The sequence below is a fragment of the Actinomadura craniellae genome (assembly GCF_003289645.1).
Classification (GTDB): Bacteria; Actinomycetota; Actinomycetes; order Streptosporangiales; family Streptosporangiaceae; genus Actinomadura_D; species Actinomadura_D craniellae.
Genome location: NZ_QLYX01000002.1, coordinates 588,064 through 603,646 on the forward strand (window position 1 = coordinate 588,064; position 15,583 = coordinate 603,646).

13 protein-coding genes and 1 tRNA gene are annotated in these 15,583 nt (G+C 68.1%); 4 read left to right on the forward strand and 10 right to left on the reverse strand.

Going from position 1 to position 15,583, the window contains the following annotated elements; translation table 11 throughout:
- Positions 1-72: 72 nt before the first annotated feature.
- From rpsA to polA, 3 genes are all read right to left on the reverse strand, one after another.
- Complete coding sequence (gene rpsA / locus DPM19_RS06220) at positions 73-1,542, reverse strand: 30S ribosomal protein S1 (RefSeq protein ID WP_111863801.1); 1,470 nt, start codon at positions 1,540-1,542, stop codon at positions 73-75.
- Between the two features lie 232 nt (positions 1,543-1,774).
- Complete coding sequence (locus tag DPM19_RS06225; protein ID WP_111863944.1) at positions 1,775-2,842, reverse strand: polysaccharide deacetylase family protein; 1,068 nt, start codon at positions 2,840-2,842, stop codon at positions 1,775-1,777.
- Between the two features lie 198 nt (positions 2,843-3,040).
- The gene (gene polA, locus DPM19_RS06230; RefSeq protein ID WP_111863802.1) at positions 3,041-5,728 is read right to left on the reverse strand and encodes a DNA polymerase I; all 2,688 of its coding nucleotides are present in this window, start codon (positions 5,726-5,728) and stop codon (positions 3,041-3,043) included.
- A gap of 116 nt (positions 5,729-5,844) precedes the next feature.
- On the opposite strand from polA, the gene DPM19_RS06235 reads away from it, so the two are divergent.
- Complete coding sequence (locus tag DPM19_RS06235) at positions 5,845-6,240, forward strand: PaaI family thioesterase (protein ID WP_233509937.1); 396 nt, start codon at positions 5,845-5,847, stop codon at positions 6,238-6,240.
- A 91-nt stretch (positions 6,241-6,331) separates the two neighbouring features.
- A complete protein-coding gene (locus tag DPM19_RS06240; RefSeq protein WP_111863803.1) occupies positions 6,332-6,874 on the forward strand; it encodes a DUF4352 domain-containing protein in 543 nt (180 codons plus the stop codon).
- Between the two features lie 50 nt (positions 6,875-6,924).
- On the opposite strand, the gene DPM19_RS06245 is transcribed toward DPM19_RS06240, so the two are convergent.
- The 6 genes from DPM19_RS06245 to DPM19_RS06270 form a co-directional block, all read right to left on the reverse strand.
- On the reverse strand, positions 6,925-7,707 hold the full coding sequence (locus tag DPM19_RS06245) for an ABC transporter ATP-binding protein (protein WP_111863804.1): 783 nt from the start codon (positions 7,705-7,707) through the stop codon (positions 6,925-6,927).
- Complete coding sequence (locus DPM19_RS06250; protein ID WP_111863946.1) at positions 7,697-8,500, reverse strand: ABC transporter ATP-binding protein; 804 nt, start codon at positions 8,498-8,500, stop codon at positions 7,697-7,699. The genes DPM19_RS06245 and DPM19_RS06250 overlap by 11 nt, the downstream gene beginning before the upstream one ends.
- A gap of 44 nt (positions 8,501-8,544) precedes the next feature.
- On the reverse strand, positions 8,545-9,780 hold the full coding sequence (locus DPM19_RS06255; protein WP_111863805.1) for an ABC transporter permease subunit: 1,236 nt from the start codon (positions 9,778-9,780) through the stop codon (positions 8,545-8,547).
- The gene (locus DPM19_RS06260) at positions 9,777-10,790 is read right to left on the reverse strand and encodes a branched-chain amino acid ABC transporter permease (RefSeq protein WP_456049238.1); all 1,014 of its coding nucleotides are present in this window, start codon (positions 10,788-10,790) and stop codon (positions 9,777-9,779) included. Before DPM19_RS06260 ends, DPM19_RS06255 begins: the two co-directional genes overlap by 4 nt.
- Positions 10,791-10,850: 60 nt before the next feature.
- The gene (locus DPM19_RS06265) at positions 10,851-12,035 is read right to left on the reverse strand and encodes a branched-chain amino acid ABC transporter substrate-binding protein (RefSeq protein ID WP_233509877.1); all 1,185 of its coding nucleotides are present in this window, start codon (positions 12,033-12,035) and stop codon (positions 10,851-10,853) included.
- A gap of 295 nt (positions 12,036-12,330) precedes the next feature.
- Positions 12,331-12,930, reverse strand: a complete 600-nt coding sequence (locus DPM19_RS06270) for an ANTAR domain-containing response regulator (RefSeq protein WP_233509880.1) — start codon at positions 12,928-12,930, stop codon at positions 12,331-12,333.
- Positions 12,931-13,024: 94 nt separating this feature from the next.
- On the opposite strand from DPM19_RS06270, the gene DPM19_RS06275 reads away from it, so the two are divergent.
- Positions 13,025-13,100: transfer RNA gene (locus DPM19_RS06275), tRNA-Leu, on the forward strand.
- Positions 13,101-13,163: 63 nt separating this feature from the next.
- On the forward strand, positions 13,164-13,934 hold the full coding sequence (locus DPM19_RS06280; protein ID WP_111863807.1) for a helix-turn-helix domain-containing protein: 771 nt from the start codon (positions 13,164-13,166) through the stop codon (positions 13,932-13,934).
- A gap of 129 nt (positions 13,935-14,063) precedes the next feature.
- On the opposite strand, the gene pyk is transcribed toward DPM19_RS06280, so the two are convergent.
- Positions 14,064-15,497, reverse strand: a complete 1,434-nt coding sequence (gene pyk, locus DPM19_RS06285) for a pyruvate kinase (protein ID WP_111863808.1) — start codon at positions 15,495-15,497, stop codon at positions 14,064-14,066.
- Positions 15,498-15,583: the final 86 nt, after the last annotated feature.

The following is a 15,583-nucleotide window of genomic DNA, read 5'->3' on the forward strand; positions in this document are numbered from 1 at the left end:
GCCCCTCGAAAAGGGCCACCGACCGGCCGCGATCACCAGGTCACGGCCGTGTCAGCAGCGACCCGGAGGTGCTCACTGACCGCCGGACAGCTTCTCGCGCAGCGCCGCGAGGGCCTCGTCGGAGGCCAGGGCGCCACCCGAGGCGGCCTCGGGCTCGGCACCGCCGGAGTACGACGTGTCGCCGCCCCCGCCGGCCGCCTCGGCCTCGGCCTTGCGGGCCTCCTCGACCTGCTTGCGGTGGGCGTCGAAGCGGGTGCGCGCCTCGGCGTACTGCCGCTCCCAGGTCTCCCGCTGGTCGTCGAAGCCCTCGAGCCACTCGCCGGTCTCGGAGTCGAAGCCCTCGGGGTACTTGTAGTTGCCCTCGGCGTCGTACTCGGCGGGCATGCCGTAGAGGGTCGGGTCGAAGTCCTCCTCGTCGATGCCGGCCGCGCTCTCGTTGGCCTGCTTGAGCGAGAGGCTGATCCGGCGCCGGTCGAGGTCGATGTCGATGATCTTCACGAAGATCTCGTCGCCGACCTGGACGACCTGCTCGGGGATCTCGACGTGCCGCTCCGCGAGCTCGGAGATGTGCACCAGACCCTCGATGCCCTCCTCGACCCGGACGAACGCGCCGAACGGCACCAGCTTGGTGACCCGGCCGGGCACGACCTGGCCGATCTGGTGGGTGCGGGCGAACTGCTGCCAGGGGTCTTCCTGCGTCGCCTTGAGCGACAGCGAGACCCGCTCGCGCTCCATGTCGACGTCGAGGACCTCGACCGTGACCTCCTGGCCGACCTCGACGACCTCGGAGGGGTGGTCGATGTGCTTCCAGGACAGCTCGGAGACGTGCACCAGACCATCGACGCCGCCGAGGTCGACGAACGCGCCGAAGTTGACGATCGAGGAGACGACGCCCTTGCGGACCTGGCCCTTCTGCAGGGTGTTGAGGAAGGTCTGGCGGACCTCGCTCTGGGTCTGCTCCAGCCAGGCGCGCCGGGACAGGACCACGTTGTTGCGGTTCTTGTCCAGCTCGATGATCTTGGCCTCGAGCTCGCGGCCGACGTAGGGCTGCAGGTCGCGGACCCGGCGCATCTCCACCAGCGAAGCGGGGAGGAAGCCGCGCAGCCCGATGTCGAGGATGAGACCGCCCTTGACGACCTCGATGACCGTACCGGTGACGATGCCGTCCTCGTCCTTGATCTTCTCGATCGTGCCCCAGGCGCGCTCGTACTGGGCGCGCTTCTTGGAGAGGATCAGCCGACCTTCCTTGTCCTCCTTCTGGAGGACCAGGGCCTCGACGTGGTCTCCGACCTTGACGACCTCGTTGGGGTCGACGTCGTGCTTGATCGACAGCTCGCGCGAGGGGATGACGCCCTCGGTCTTGTAGCCGATGTCGAGCAAGACCTCGTCTCGGTCGACCTTGACGACGGTGCCTTCGACAATGTCGCCGTCGTTGAAGTACTTGATGGTCTCGTCAATCGCGGCGAGGAAGGCTTCCTCTGACCCGATGTCGTTGACCGCTACCTGCGGGGTGGTCGAGGTGGCCTCGGTGCTGCTCGTCATGTGTCGACTGACTCCGGATACGGACATAGTAGGTGTCTGGTGTTCGCGCGGAGGGCCCCTGTCCGCCCTGCCGAGAACCGGAGGATGGCAAATGACTACTTCGCCGTTGAACCGATGCCGACCTGACCGAGCGCGAGCCTGCTCCGTCTGAAGCGCGCGCAAGCCCACAGCGCAACGATCAGCATATTGGACCAGGCGCGCAGGGTCAATCCGGAGCCCGGCGCGCGACCGCTCAGTACGAGCGTCCCCAGGCGAGGAGGCCCTTGTGCAACCGGTCGGACTCCATCGCGGGGAAAGCGATCGTCTTCGGGTCGCCGTCAGAGGTGTACCGCTTGCCCGGGTTCTTGTCCAGCCATTCCAGCCAGGCCGTGGAGCAGAACTTCATGCAGTCACCCTCCTTGATCTTGCCCTTGGAGCGGATCCGGGAGATCGCCGTCCGGTCGAAGTCCGTGCTGAACGGCGACGGGGACGGCCGCCAGCCGGCCAGGAAGAGGCCCTGGAACTCGTAGGCGCCCGCCTTGCGGCGCGCCCACTCGGGCTTCTTGGGGGCCGACCCGAACGGGAAGGCCAGGGTGGTCGCGTGCGCGCCGCCCAGGGACACGATCAGGCTCTCCACCCGGGAGATCTCCTCCTCGACCTTCTCGCGCGACAGCCGGGACAGGTCCGCATGGGTGAAGGTGTGGTTGGCGATCTCGTGCCCGCGCTGCCGCAGCCAGCGCAGCCCCGGGCCCGCCCGCTCGGCCAACTGGAAGGGCTCGGCGTTGATGAAGAAGGTGGCCACCGGGCGGAAGCCCGGGTGCCGCTTGCCGACCTCGTCCAGGATCGCCACGGCGCTGTCGCGGTTGGGGTTGCCGTGCCCGTCCAGCCCGAACTGGCTGGGGCTGGCGTCGTCGAAGGTCAGCACCACCGGATGGCGGCCCGCCGGCACGTTGAACCGGCCGGAGACGAACTCGGCCGCGGTGATCGGGACGTAGCCGCCCTTGGCCAGTTGCTCCAGTTCGGCCCGCAGCTCGGCCGGGGTGCGGTCGAGCGACGTCTCGACCTTGGGCACGATCCGGTGGTACATCAGCACCGGGATCTCGCCCAGCTCGTTGGCGCGGACCCGTTTGGCGGTGGCCGACGCCACGCCGATCTTGGCGGGGGGCCGCGGCGCCGGGCGGGCCGGTTTGGCGGCGGCCGGGCCGCCCGGGGCGGACCCCGCCGCCTGGGTGGCCGGGCGTTCACGGTCGGGCGCCAGGAACAGCCCGGCGACGAACGCGCAGACGATCATGATGCCGGCGAGCTTATGCAGATGCGGCACGACTCCCCCGTCGATCATGGACCTGGCCATGCCGGAACGCGGCACGGCCAGGTCGACCGGGTGCTGTAAGGATCTCCCACGTTCTACCCCGATCAGGGGATCCGCAGCAGCCCCCTACCCCATGATCGTGTAATTCTCCAGTCACACACACCGAAGCGATCCGATCACTTTCCGTTGTCGGTTTCGGGCCGGCCGCCGCTAGTGGCCGGCGTCCTGCCAGGTGCGGCCGGTGCCCATGGAGACGTCGAGGGGGGCGCGCAGCTCGTAGGCGCCGCACATCTGCTCGCGGGCCAGCGCCTGCAGCTCGTCGAGCTCGCCGGGGGCCACCTCGAAGACCAGTTCGTCGTGCACCTGGAGCAGCATCCGCGAGGCCAGCCCGCGCTCGCGCAGCGCCCGGTCCACCCGCAGGCTCGCCACCTTGATGATGTCGGCGGCCGACCCCTGGATCGGCGCGTTCAGCGCCATCCGCTCGGCCATCTCCCGGCGCTGCCGGTTGTCGGAGTTCAGGTCGGGCAGGTAGCGGCGGCGGCCGAGGATGGTCTCGGTGTACCCGTCCTGCCGGGCCTGCCGGACCACGTCCTGCAGGTAGTCGCGGACCCCGCCGAACTGCTGGAAGTACTCCTCCATCAGCGCGCGGGCCTCGTCCGGCGGGATGCGCAGCTGCTGGGACAGGCCGAACGGGGACAGCCCGTAGGCCAGCCCGTAGTTCATCGCCTTGATGCGGCTGCGCAGCTCGCCGTCGACCTGCTCGGGCGGCACGTCGAACACCCGGGCCGCGGTGATCGTGTGGAAGTCGGCCCCCGAGGTGAACGCGTCGATCAGCGCCTCGTCGCCCGACAGGTGCGCCATGATGCGCAGCTCGATCTGGCTGTAGTCGGCGGTGAGCAGGCACTCATAGCCCTTGCCCACCACGAACGCCTCACGGATCTGCCGCCCCTCGGCGGTACGGATCGGGATGTTCTGCAGGTTGGGGTCGGTGGACGACAGCCGGCCGGTGGCCGCGATCATCTGGTTGAACGTGGTGTGGATGCGCCCGGCGTCGTCGACCATCGGCATCAGCGAGTCGACGATGCTCTTGAGCTTGGCCACCTCGCGCCAGCGCAGGATGTGCTCCAGCACCGGGTGCCCGTTACTCACCAGCAGGTTCGTCAGCGCCTCGGAGTCGGTGGTGTACCCGGTCTTGGTGCGCTTGGTCTTGGGCAGCCCCAGCTCGTCGAACAGCACCTGCTGCACCTGCTTGGGCGACCCCAGGTTGAACTCGCGGCCGACCGCGGTGTGCGCGTGCTGCTCGACGTCCTTGACCTGACCGCCCAGAGACGCCGACAACCCCGCCAGGTGGTCGACGTCGACCGCGATACCCGCCCGCTCCATCTCGGCGAGCACCTGCACCAGCGGCAGCTCCACCTCGTGCAGCAACCGCGCCGCACCGCGCCGCTCCAGGTCGCGGTCGAGCGCGTCGGCCAGCTCGGCCACCGCACGGGCCCGCACCGCCAGGTCGCGGGCGACCTCCTCCTCACCGGAGCCGTCCAGGGTGAGCTGCCCCGAGGGGTCGGCCTCGCCGCGCAGCTCACGCCGCAGGTAGCGCAGCACCAGATCACCCAGGTCGAAGGTGCGCTGTCCGGGCAGCGCCAGGTAGGCGGCCAGCGCCGTGTCGCTGGTGACCCCGGCCAGGGTCAGGCCACGGGCGGCGAACGCCAGCGCCGGCCCCTTGACGTCGTGCAGCGCCTTGGGCCGGGCCGGGTCGGCCAGCCAGCCGGCCAGCGCCTGCTCGTCCTCGGCCACCAGCGCCGCCGGGTCCAGGTGCACCGCCGGGCCCTTCTTGCTGGCCAGCGCGACCCCGGTCAGCTCACCGGTGCCCCGCCCCCAGCTGCCGGTGACGGCCACCCCCACCCGGTCGGGCCCCGCGGCGTGCTCGGCCAGCCAGGCCGCCAGCTCACCCGGGCCGGGCAGGGTCAGGTCGACCTCGAATCCCTCGTCGGCCTCCGGCTGCACCGCCGACAGGCTGGCGTACAGCCGCTCGCGCAGCGCCCGGAACTCCAGGCTGTCGAAGAGGGTGTGGATCGCCTCGCGGTCCCACTGGCCCATCTGCAGCTGCGGCGGGGCCGCCTCCAGCGGCACCGCGCAGTCGAGCTTGTTGATCTGCTGGTTGCGCAGCACGTCGCCGAGGTGCTCGCGCAGGTTGTCGCCCGCCTTGCCCTTGATCTCGTCGACATGCGCGACCAGCGTGTCGAGATCGCCGTACTTGATCAGCCACTTGGCCGCGGTCTTGGGCCCCACCCCCGGCACCCCGGGTAGGTTGTCGCTGGTCTCACCGACCAGCGCGGCCAGCTCGCGGTAACGCTCGGGCGGTACCCCGTACTTCTGGGTCACCGCCGGCGGGTCCATCCGGCTCAGCTCGGAAACGCCCCTGACCGGGTACAGCACGGTGACGTGCTCGCCGACGAGCTGGAAGGCGTCGCGGTCACCGGTGACGATCAGTGTCTCGTAGCCCAGGCCGGCCCCCTGCGTCGCCAGCGTCGCGATCAGGTCGTCGGCCTCGAAGCCCGCCACCGACAGCCGCGGGATGCGCAGCACGTCGAGCACCTCGAAGATCAGGCTCATCTGGCTGCGGAAGTCGTCGGGCGTCTCGCGCCGCCCCGCCTTGTACTCGACGTACTGCTCGTGCCGGAAGGTCGGCTCGGAGCGGTCGAAGCACACCGCGATATGGGTGGGCCGCTCGTCGCGCAGCACGTTGATCAGCATCGAGGTGAACCCGAACACCGCGTTGGTGGGCTGCCCGGTGACGGTCGAGAAGTTCTCCAGAGGGAGCGCGAAGAACGCCCGATATGCCAGGGAATGCCCGTCCAGCAGGAGAAGACGGTTCTTGTCAGGGGTCGCTTCCATCATGGCCACCCTGTGAGCCTAGCCTTCGGTTACGACACTTACCGGCAGGTCGCCCGGCCTGCCGCCACCATGAAGGGGAAAGCGTGACGGCGAACACCTCCGACGAGGAACGGCAAGCCCTGATCGACCAGTACGGCATCGACCCCTACGGCGATCTCACCCGCAGCATGGGCGTCGAACTCGTGGAGATCTCCGCCGAACGCATGGTCGGCCGGATGCCGGTCAAGGGCAACACCCAGCCCTTCGGGCTACTGCACGGCGGCGCCTCCTGCGTCCTCGCCGAATCGCTCGGTTCCGTCGGCGCCGCCCTCTCCGCCGGACCCGGCAAGATCGCCCTCGGCATCGAGATCAACGCCACCCACCACCGCGCCGCCGCCGACGGCTTCGTCACCGGCGTCGCCACCCGCGTCCACGGCGGCCGCACCCTCGTCACCTACGACATCGTCATCACCGACGACCGCGACCGGCGGGTCTGCACCGCCCGCCTCACCTGCATGATCCGCGACGCCGGCTGAACACCGCCCGGGACGGCCCGCCGAAATCGCGATCAGATCGCGATTCGGCGGAGCCGGTGACCGCGGCCGCCCCGGCAACCTAAATTGGATCATGCGCACCCTCACGGCGGTCGCCGGCATCGCAATCCTCCTGGCCGCCACCACCGCGGCCTGCAGCGACGACGCACCCGCCACCACCACCTACGACCTGCCCGCCCGCAAGGTCCGCGACGGCGAGAAAGCCCTCCACACCGGAACCGTGCAGAGCGGGTTCCTCGCCTTCACCGTGATCGGCTACACCGGCGGCATGAAGGTCCTCGCCGGCAGCCACGCCGACAAACCGCCCCGCGGCCTCTACACCCGCGTCCGCCTCGTCGTCGAGAACCGCGACCGCAGCACCCAAACCCTCGACGTCCGCAAGCAGTTCCTGATCACCTCGGACGGCACCGCGCACACCCGCGACCGCCAGTCCACCCTCATCAAGCGGCAACCCGCGACCACCCTCGACATCGGCGCCGCCATGCGCATCGAGTTCGACCTGTGGTACGACGTCCCCCACGGCGCCAAGCCCGTCGCGGTCCGCCTGCACGGCACCCCGTCGATCTTCAGCCCCGCCGACGCGCTACCACCACCCGCCGAAGTCCGGCTCGGCTAACGAACAGGGCCCGGCCGTCAGCCGGCCGGGCCCCGCACGTCATTCCTCACTCACTCCTCGTCAGGAGCCTCCCGCGCCTCCGGAACGGAGGTCTCCGCCGGAGCCGCCGCCACCGCGGCCTCCCCGCCGGCACCACCGCCCAGATAGGCCGCCCGCACCTCCGGGTCGTCCAGCAGCGCGTGCGCCTGCGCCGACTTCACCACATGACCGGTCTCCAGGACGTACGCCCGGTTCGCGATCTGCAGCGCCTGCTGCGCGTTCTGCTCCACCAGCAGCACCGTCGTGCCCCGGCGGTTGATCTCCACGATGATCGAGAAGATCTGCTGGACGAGCTTGGGCGCCAACCCCATCGACGGCTCGTCGAGCAGCAGCACCTTCGGCCGGGCCATCAGCGCCCGCCCGATCGCCAGCATCTGCTGCTCACCGCCCGACATCGTCCCCCCGGCCTGCGTCTTACGCTCGGCCAGCCGCGGGAACAGCTCGTACACCTCCGCCAGTTCCTTGGACAGGTCCCCGCTCCGGGCGTACGCGCCCATGTACAGGTTGTCCTCGACCGTCATGCCAGGGAAGATCCCCCGGCCCTCCGGCGACTGGCCGATCCCCACGAGCACCCGCTTGTGCCCCGGCATCCGGCTGATGTCGTCGCCGTTGAAACGCACCCGGCCCGACGTCAGCGGCCGCAGCCCGGAGATCGTCTTCAGCGTCGTCGTCTTGCCCGCGCCATTGGCGCCGATCAGCGTGACGATCTCGCCCTCGTCGACCTCCAGCGTGATGCCCTTGAGCGCAGCAATCTTCCCGTAGTGGACGTGGATGTCCTGAATCTCAAGAAGCATCGGCCGGAGCCCCCAAATACGCCTCGATGACCCGCGGGTCGTTCTGCACCTCCGCCGGCAGCCCTTCGGCGATCTTCTGACCGAAGTCGATCACCGCCACCCGGTCGCTGATGCCCATCACCAGGCTCATGTCGTGCTCGATCAGCAGCACCGTGCGACCCGAGTCCCGGATCTTCCCGATCAGCTCGCTCAGGGACTCCTTCTCCGACGGGTTCATGCCCGCCGCCGGCTCGTCCAGCAGCAACAGCCGCGGATCGGTGGCCAGCGCCCGGGCGATCTCCAGCCGACGCTGGTCACCGTAGGGCAGGTTCTTGGCCATCTCCTCCTGCCGCTGCCCGACACCGACGAAGTCCAGCAGCTCCCGCGCCTGCTCCCGGCCCTCGCGCTCCTCGCGCCGGTGCCACGGCAACCCCAGGGCCGCCCCGACGAAACCGGTGCGGTGATGCGCGTCCGCGCCCACCATGACGTTCTCCAACGCCGTCATGTTGTGGAACAGCCGGACGTTCTGGAACGTGCGGGCCACGCCCAGCTTCGTCACCTGGAACCGCTTGCGGCCGCTGATCCGCAGCATGCCGGGCGACTCACCGCCGGACCCCCCGGGCAGGCCGAACGGCCGCCCGGCGGACTTGGCGAGGCCGAACACCACCTCACCCTGGGTCGGCTTGTACACCCCGGTGATCACGTTGAACACCGTGGTCTTCCCGGCCCCGTTCGGCCCGATCAGGGCGAAGATCTCGCCCTCCCGGAGCGCCAGGTCCAGGCCGTTGATCGCGACCACGCCGCCGAACCGCATCGTGATACCGCGCAGTTCCAGCGCGGACACGGGCTTCTCGTCGCTCACTTGCCCACCTCCGCGGTCTCCGGCCGGTCGTCCGGCGTGTCATCCGGGGCATCGCCCAGCGCCTCGTCCGCGACGCTCGGCGTCGGACCGCCGACCTCGGCGCCCAGGCTGCCCATGCCGCCCGTGCCCTCCGCCAGCTCGGCCTTACGCCGCCGCGACGGCAGCAGGCCCTCCGGCCGCAGCGCCATCATCAGCACCAGCGCACCACCGAACACCAGGATCCGGTAGTCCTGCAGGCCCCGGAAACGCTCCGGCAGCCACGCGATCAGGAACGCGCCCAAGATGACCCCGGGCAGGTTGCCCGAACCACCCAGCACCACCGCCGCCAGAATGATCGCCGACACGATGAACGGGAAGTTCGCCGGAATGATCGACGTCGCCTGGGCGCCGTACAACACCCCGGCCGCACCACCGATCGACGCGCCGATCGCGAACGCCGCCAGCTTGAACTTGAACGTCGGCACGCCCATCAGCTCGGCCGCGTCCTCGTCCTCCCGGATCGACGCCCACGCCCGGCCCACCCGGCTGCTCTCCAGCCGCTTCACGAAGATGATCACGATGATGATCGTGATCAGCATCAGGTAGTAGTACGGGCGCATGTCCAGAGCCCCGTACTTGAGCGGCGCCATCCCGCCCAGACCCAGCGAAGTGAGCGGCTCCACATCCGGGAACTCCCACTCCGACAGCGTCGGCGGGTGCGGAATCCCCGAAATCCCGTTCGGCCCACCGATCGAATCGGTGTTCCGCGCGGTGATCCGGATGATCTCACCGAAGCCCAACGTCACGATCGCCAGGTAGTCACCCCGCAACCGCAGCGTCGGCGCCCCCAGGATCACCCCCGACAAGGCCGCCAGGAAGATCCCGACCGGCAGGACCTCCCAGAAGTTCCAGCCGTGCATCTTGCCGAGGATCGCCATCGTGTACGCGCCGATCGCGAAGAACGCCACGTACCCCAGGTCCAGCAGACCCGCCTGCCCGACCACCACGTTCAACCCGATCGCCAGCAGGATGTACCCGCCGATCGGGAAGAACAGCAACGTCGTCCAGTCGCTGTGCGGCGACATCACGTTACCCACCGTCTCCGACGGCAGGATCACCGCACCGATGATCAGCAGGATGTAGACAGCCCACCGGGCCGCGCCCGGAGCGTGCGCCCAGCGATCCCGGACCACCTCCAGGCCATCCGAGACACCCTTGAGCGGATTCCTGTTACTCGAAACCTTTGTGTTCATGCGCGCGCCTGCTGGAGAGACTCACCGAGGATTCCGGTGGGACGGAACATCAGGACCAGGACCAGAACCGAGAACGCGATGACATCCCGCCACTCGGAGCCGAACGCCGCCGAACCGTACATCTCGATCAGGCCGAGCACCATGCCGCCCGCCAGGGCGCCCCGCAGGTTCCCGATACCGCCCAGCACCGCGGCGGTGAACGCCTTGATGCCCAGCAGGAAGCCCACGAAGTACTCGGTCTCCTCGAACCGCATCAGGTACAGGGCCGCGGCCACACCCGCCATCGCCCCACCCAGCATGAACGTCGCCGTCACGATCCGGTCGATGTTGACCCCCATCAACACCGCCGTCTCCGGATCCTGCGCCGTCGCCCGGATCCCCCGGCCCAGCTTCGTCCGGTTCACGAACATGTCCAGCGCCACCATCATCAGGATCGCCCCGACGAAGATGATCAGCTTGTCGCTACGGATGTCGATCGGACCGATCGAGAACAGGTTCACCGGCTCCACGAAGTCCGCCGACTGCACCGGCAGCCGACCGCCCTCCTTCGGCCGGTCGAACATCCACGGAATCACCACCAGGGCGAACAGCTGCTGCAAGAACAGCGAAGCACCGATCGCCGAGATGAGCGCCGCCAACCGCGACGCCCCGCGCCGCCGCAACGGCCGGTACGCCACGAACTCCAGCGCCACGGCGGTACCGCCCGACACCAGCCCCGCCACTAGGGCCAGCAGCAGAACGAACGCGATCAACGGCACCGTGCCCAGCGGGGAGGTGATCCCCGTGAGCTCCACCGTCAGTAGCGCCGCGAACGTACCGATCATGAACACTTCGGAATGCGCGAAGTTGATGAGTCGCAGCACGCCGTACACCATCGTGTACCCGAGTGCGACAAGCGAATAGATTGCGCCCAGCGACAGACCATCGACGGTCGCGGGCCAGAACTGATTCAGAAAACTATCAAGCACGTATCGGTCGCCTTCGTCGAAGGGGCGGGAGCGCCGCAACACTCCCGCCCCTGCGTCTCTCCTGACATCACCCGCCGCTACCTTGAGGCGGGCAACGGAGTACTAACCCTCGACCTTCGCGGTCTTGGAGCTGCCCAGCAGCGGCAGCGCCTGCCCCTTGGCCTGGTAGATGTAGACGTCCGTCGCAGTCGGCTCACCATTCGGGCCGAACTTGATCTGCTTCGAGACACCCGGGACATCGACCGTCTTGAGGAACTCGTTGATCTTCTCCGCCGTGGTGTTACCGGCCTTGATCGCCTCGATGAAGGCCGTCGCCGCGTCGTAACCCTCAGCCGAGTAGATCGCCGTGTCCGCGTTGAACTTCTTCTTGTACGCGTCAGAGAAGGTCTTGCTCTTCGGACCCGCAGTACCCGTCGGGTCGATCAGGCAGGCGCAGCCCACCAGCGAACCCTCGGCGTTCGTCCCACCCGCGCCCTTGATCAGACCCGGGTCCAGCGAACCGTCCGCCGACAGGAACCGCGCGTCGACACCCGCCTCACGCAGCTGCTTGATCAGCTTGCCGCCCTCGGCGTAGTACCCGCCGAAGAAGATCGCGTCCGGGTCGAACGCCTTCGCCTTGTTCACCGTCGCCGCGTAGTCCGACGCCTCAGGGTCGATCGACTCGGTCTCCACCCGCGCACCGGCGTTCTTCACCGTCTGCGCCAGCTTCTCCGCCAGCGGCTTGCCGTACTCGGAGTTGTCGTTGATGACGAAGACCTTCTTGGCCTTCAGCGTCGCCCCGATGAACTCACCGATGCCCGACCCCTGAACATCGTCGTCCGCGACGATCCGGTGCCAGTACTTCCAGTTGTTGTCACCGAGCTTCACGTTCGTCGCCGACGGCGACACACTCGGGATCTTGCCCTCTTCGAGGACCGGCGCGACCTGCTGCGACTCACCCGAGAACGCCGGGCCGATCAGGCCGACGATCTTGTCCTTCGTGATCGCGTTCTTCGCCAGCGGCACCGCCTGCTCGCCCTTGCCCTGGCTGTCGTAGGTCTTGAGAACGATCTTGACCTTGGGGTTCGTCGCGTTGTACTCGTCGATCGCCATCTGAGCGCCCTTGCTGGGCGGAATGACGATCCCGGAGTTCTCCCCGGTCAGGTCGCCCATGAAGCCGATCGTGACGCTGTCGCCGCCGCCGGCACCGCCGTCGTCGCCACCGCACGCGGACGCGCCGAGCGCAAGCACCGCGCTCAGCGCCACAGCGCCGGTAACCCTCATCATGTTGCGCCGCAAGGTGCCCAACCTTTCCATCCTGATCCGTTGGGATCGGGTACGAGTGACGATCCCCAGGGGACGGAACTCGCGCGGTAGCGCGAAAACCGGTCACGGGGACCCAGTCCGTAGTACACCGATCATTGCGCCTAGATCGGCACCCCAGAGCAGAAGGGTTACTGCTTCGTTACTGCTCCGTAGCCAGATCAGACCCGCGAATTAAAACCGGATTCACCATCCGTAACCTGCGGTGACGTAACGACGATCACCCCTCGGGCACCCGAAAACCCCCCGAACCCCGATCACTCTCCGTAGACCACCCGGCTCACTCCCCCGGGCGCTCGGAACCCCCCGCCAGAACCGCCTCCGCCACCGCACGCATCGTCATCCGCCGATCCATCGACGTCTTCTGGATCCACCGGAACGCCTCCGGCTCCGTCCACCCGTGCGCCACCTGCAGCAGACCCTTGGCCCGATCCACCACCTTGCGCGTCTCCAACCGCTCCTGCAAGGTGCCGACCTCGGCCTCCAGCGCCCTGATCTCCTGGAAGCGGTACACCGCCATCTCGATCGCCGGCACCAGATCGGCCTTCGTGAACGGCTTCACCAGGTACGCCATCGCACCCGCCTCGGTCGCCCGCCGCACCAGCTCCCGCTGCGAGAACGCCGTCAGGATCACGATCGGGGCCACCCGCTCCGCCGAGAGCCGCTCCGCCGCCGAGATACCGTCCAGGACCGGCATCTTGACGTCGAGGATCACCAGATCGGGCCGGAGCTCGGTGGCCAGCTTGACCGCGGTCTCACCGTCCCCCGCCTCCCCCACGACGGCGTAACCGTCCTCTTCCAGCATCTCCTTGAGGTCCAGGCGGATCAAAGCCTCGTCCTCAGCGATCACTACTCGTCGAGCGCTCTCCGTCACGCGCACGAGACTACCGGGACCCGGTAAGCTAGGACTCTCCAGGTGGACCTTGTCCAACTTCTACTGGTCAATAATCGAATATCTGGTTCATCCCGAAGATGCCCCGGTAGCCCAATCGGCAGACAGGCAGCACCCTCAAAAGGTGAACAGTGTGGGTTCGAGTCCCACCCGGGGCACTCTGTAACCGCCACTCCACGTTGAGTGGCGGTTTTGTCGTACCCGGGCGAGATACTCGACGCATGTACCCCCAAGAAACCGTGGAACGAGCTCTTCGTCTCGCGAGCCAAGGTGTTCCCGACCACGAGAACGCTTATATCTGTGGCGTCTCAGTGAGCGCCATCCGCAAATGGCGACGAGGTGAACGACGCAATCCTGAGCACGAAGATCAACGCAATAAGAGCACCTGCCCACGCTGCGACAGCCGCGAACTGGACGCTCCCCGCTACGCCTACCTGTTAGGCCTCTATCTCGGCGACGGACACATCGCTCGTACACATCGGGCAGATGTTTACCGACTAGAGATCGCCTGCTGTGACGACTGGCCAGGCCTCATGGACATGACAGAGCAAGCGATATCCGCCGTCATGCCAGGCCTTAAAGTGGGACGTCGCCGCAGTACCGGATGCACGAATGTGGGCGCGTACTCAAAGCACTGGCCTTGTGTGCTCCCCCAACATGGGCCAGGAAAGAAGCACGCCCGGAAGATCGAAATCGTTCCCTGGCAGCAGCCGATCGTCAACGAGCATCGTGCTGAATTGGTACGGGGGCTGATTCATTCGGATGGGTGCCGGGTGACCAACCGGGTAAGGCGGCCCTGCAAGGACGGAGACCGCTGGTACGAGTACCCGCGCTACTTCTTCACCAACGCATCAGACGATATCCGACAAATATTCACCGATTCGCTCGATGAACTGGGCATCGCCTGGAAGCGATCCAACGCCCGTAACATCTCGGTGGCGCGGAAGGACGCGGTGGCGCGGTTGGACGGTTTCGTGGGGCCGAAGTACTGAGCCGTCGTCGAGGCGGGTGCGCGGTGGCAGGGCGCTCCACCGCGTACCCGCCTCTTCGGTCCCGGGCTCCCGGCGCGGCCGGTCGCGGGCGCGGTCGTGCGACCGCGGGGGTCCGGGGTGTCTGGCAGGTCAGGGGCGGTTGCCGGCGATGGCGTCGCCGATGCGGTGGACGCGGAGGGCGTTGGTGGAGCCGGCGGTGCCGGGGGGTGAGCCGGCGACGATGACGACGCGGTCGCCCTTCTGGCAGCGGCCGATTTCGAGGAGGGCCTGTTCGACCTGGCGGACCATCTCGTCGGTGTGGTCGACGTGGGGGACGAGGAAGGTTTCGACGCCCCAGACGAGGGAGAGCCGGCTGCGGGTGGTCTGCACGGCGGTGAAGGCGAGGAGGGGGATGGGTGAGCGGTAGCGGGAGAGCCGGCGGGCGGTTTCGCCGGACATGGTGAAGGCGACGAGGGCTTTGGCGTTGACGGTGGCGCCGACTTCGGCGGCGGCGCGGGCGATGGCGCCGCCGACGGTTTCGGGGACGCGGGAGAGGGAGTGGGTGGCCTGGAGGTGGGCTTCTTCGGCGGCGCGGACGATGCGTCCCATGGTGCGGACGGATTCGATGGGGTACTGGCCGACGCTGGTTTCGCCGGAGAGCATGACGGCGTCGGCGCCGTCGAAGACGGCGTTGGCGACGTCGGAGGTCTCGGCCCGGGTGGGGCGGGGGGCGGAGATCATGGATTCGAGCATCTGGGTGGCGACGATGACGGGTCGTGCCTTCTCGCGGCAGAGTTCGATGGCGCGTTTTTGGACGATGGGGACCTGTTCGAGGGGGAGTTCGACGCCGAGGTCGCCGCGGGCGACCATGAGGCCGTCGAAGGCGGCGACGATTTCGGGGAGGCGTTCGACGGCTTGGGGTTTTTCGAGTTTGCCGATGAGGGGGACGCGGGCGCCTTCTTCTTCCATGATGCGGTGGCAGGCGGTGGCGTCTTCGGGGGTGCGGACGAAGGAGAGGGCGACCATGTCGACGCCGAGGCGGAGGGCCCAGCGGAGGTCGGTTTCGTCTTTTTCGGTGAGGGCGGGGACGCTGACGGCGACGCCGGGGAGGTTGAGGCCCTTGTTGTCGGAGATCATGCCGCCGACGAGGACTTTGGTGTGGACGCGGGGGCCGTCGACGTCGGTGACTTCGAGGGCGACGCGGCCGTCGTCGATGAGGACGGTGTCGCCGGGGGCGACGTCGCCGGGGAGGCCGTGGTAGCCGGTGGAGACTTCTTTGCGGGTGCCGGGGACGTCGTCGGTGGTGATGGTGAACTCGTCGCCGAGGGTGAGCCGGACGGGGCCTTCGGCGAACCGGCCGATTCTGATCTTGGGGCCCTGGAGGTCGGCGAGGATGCCGACGCCGCGGCCGGTGACGTCGGCGGCTTCGCGCAGGTAGCGGTAGACCTGCTCGTGCTGGGCGTGGTCGCCGTGGCTCATGTTGAGGCGGGCGACGTCGATGCCGGCTTCGACGAGGGCGCGGATCTGGGCGCGGCTGGAGCAGGCGGGGCCGATGGTGCTGACGATTTTCGCTCGACGGTTCACGTGTTCAACACTAAGTAGTTACTGGCGGGTAGGTAGCCGCTATCCAGGCATGTCGGCCAAGATTCACCCATTGGTCTAGACCCATC

Coding starts and splice junctions, on each gene's coding strand:
- DPM19_RS06240 (WP_111863803.1), top strand. CDS start 6,332: ATGCGCACCCTCACGGCGGTCGCCGGCATCGCAATCCTCCTGGCCGCC.
- DPM19_RS06280 (WP_111863807.1), top strand. CDS start 13,164: ATGTACCCCCAAGAAACCGTGGAACGAGCTCTTCGTCTCGCGAGCCAA.
- rpsA (WP_111863801.1), bottom strand. CDS start 1,542: ATGACGAGCAGCACCGAGGCCACCTCGACCACCCCGCAGGTAGCGGTC.
- DPM19_RS06245 (WP_111863804.1), bottom strand. CDS start 7,707: ATGCTTCTTGAGATTCAGGACATCCACGTCCACTACGGGAAGATTGCT.
- DPM19_RS06255 (WP_111863805.1), bottom strand. CDS start 9,780: ATGAACACAAAGGTTTCGAGTAACAGGAATCCGCTCAAGGGTGTCTCG.
- DPM19_RS06250 (WP_111863946.1), bottom strand. CDS start 8,500: ATGCGGTTCGGCGGCGTGGTCGCGATCAACGGCCTGGACCTGGCGCTC.
- polA (WP_111863802.1), bottom strand. CDS start 5,728: ATGATGGAAGCGACCCCTGACAAGAACCGTCTTCTCCTGCTGGACGGG.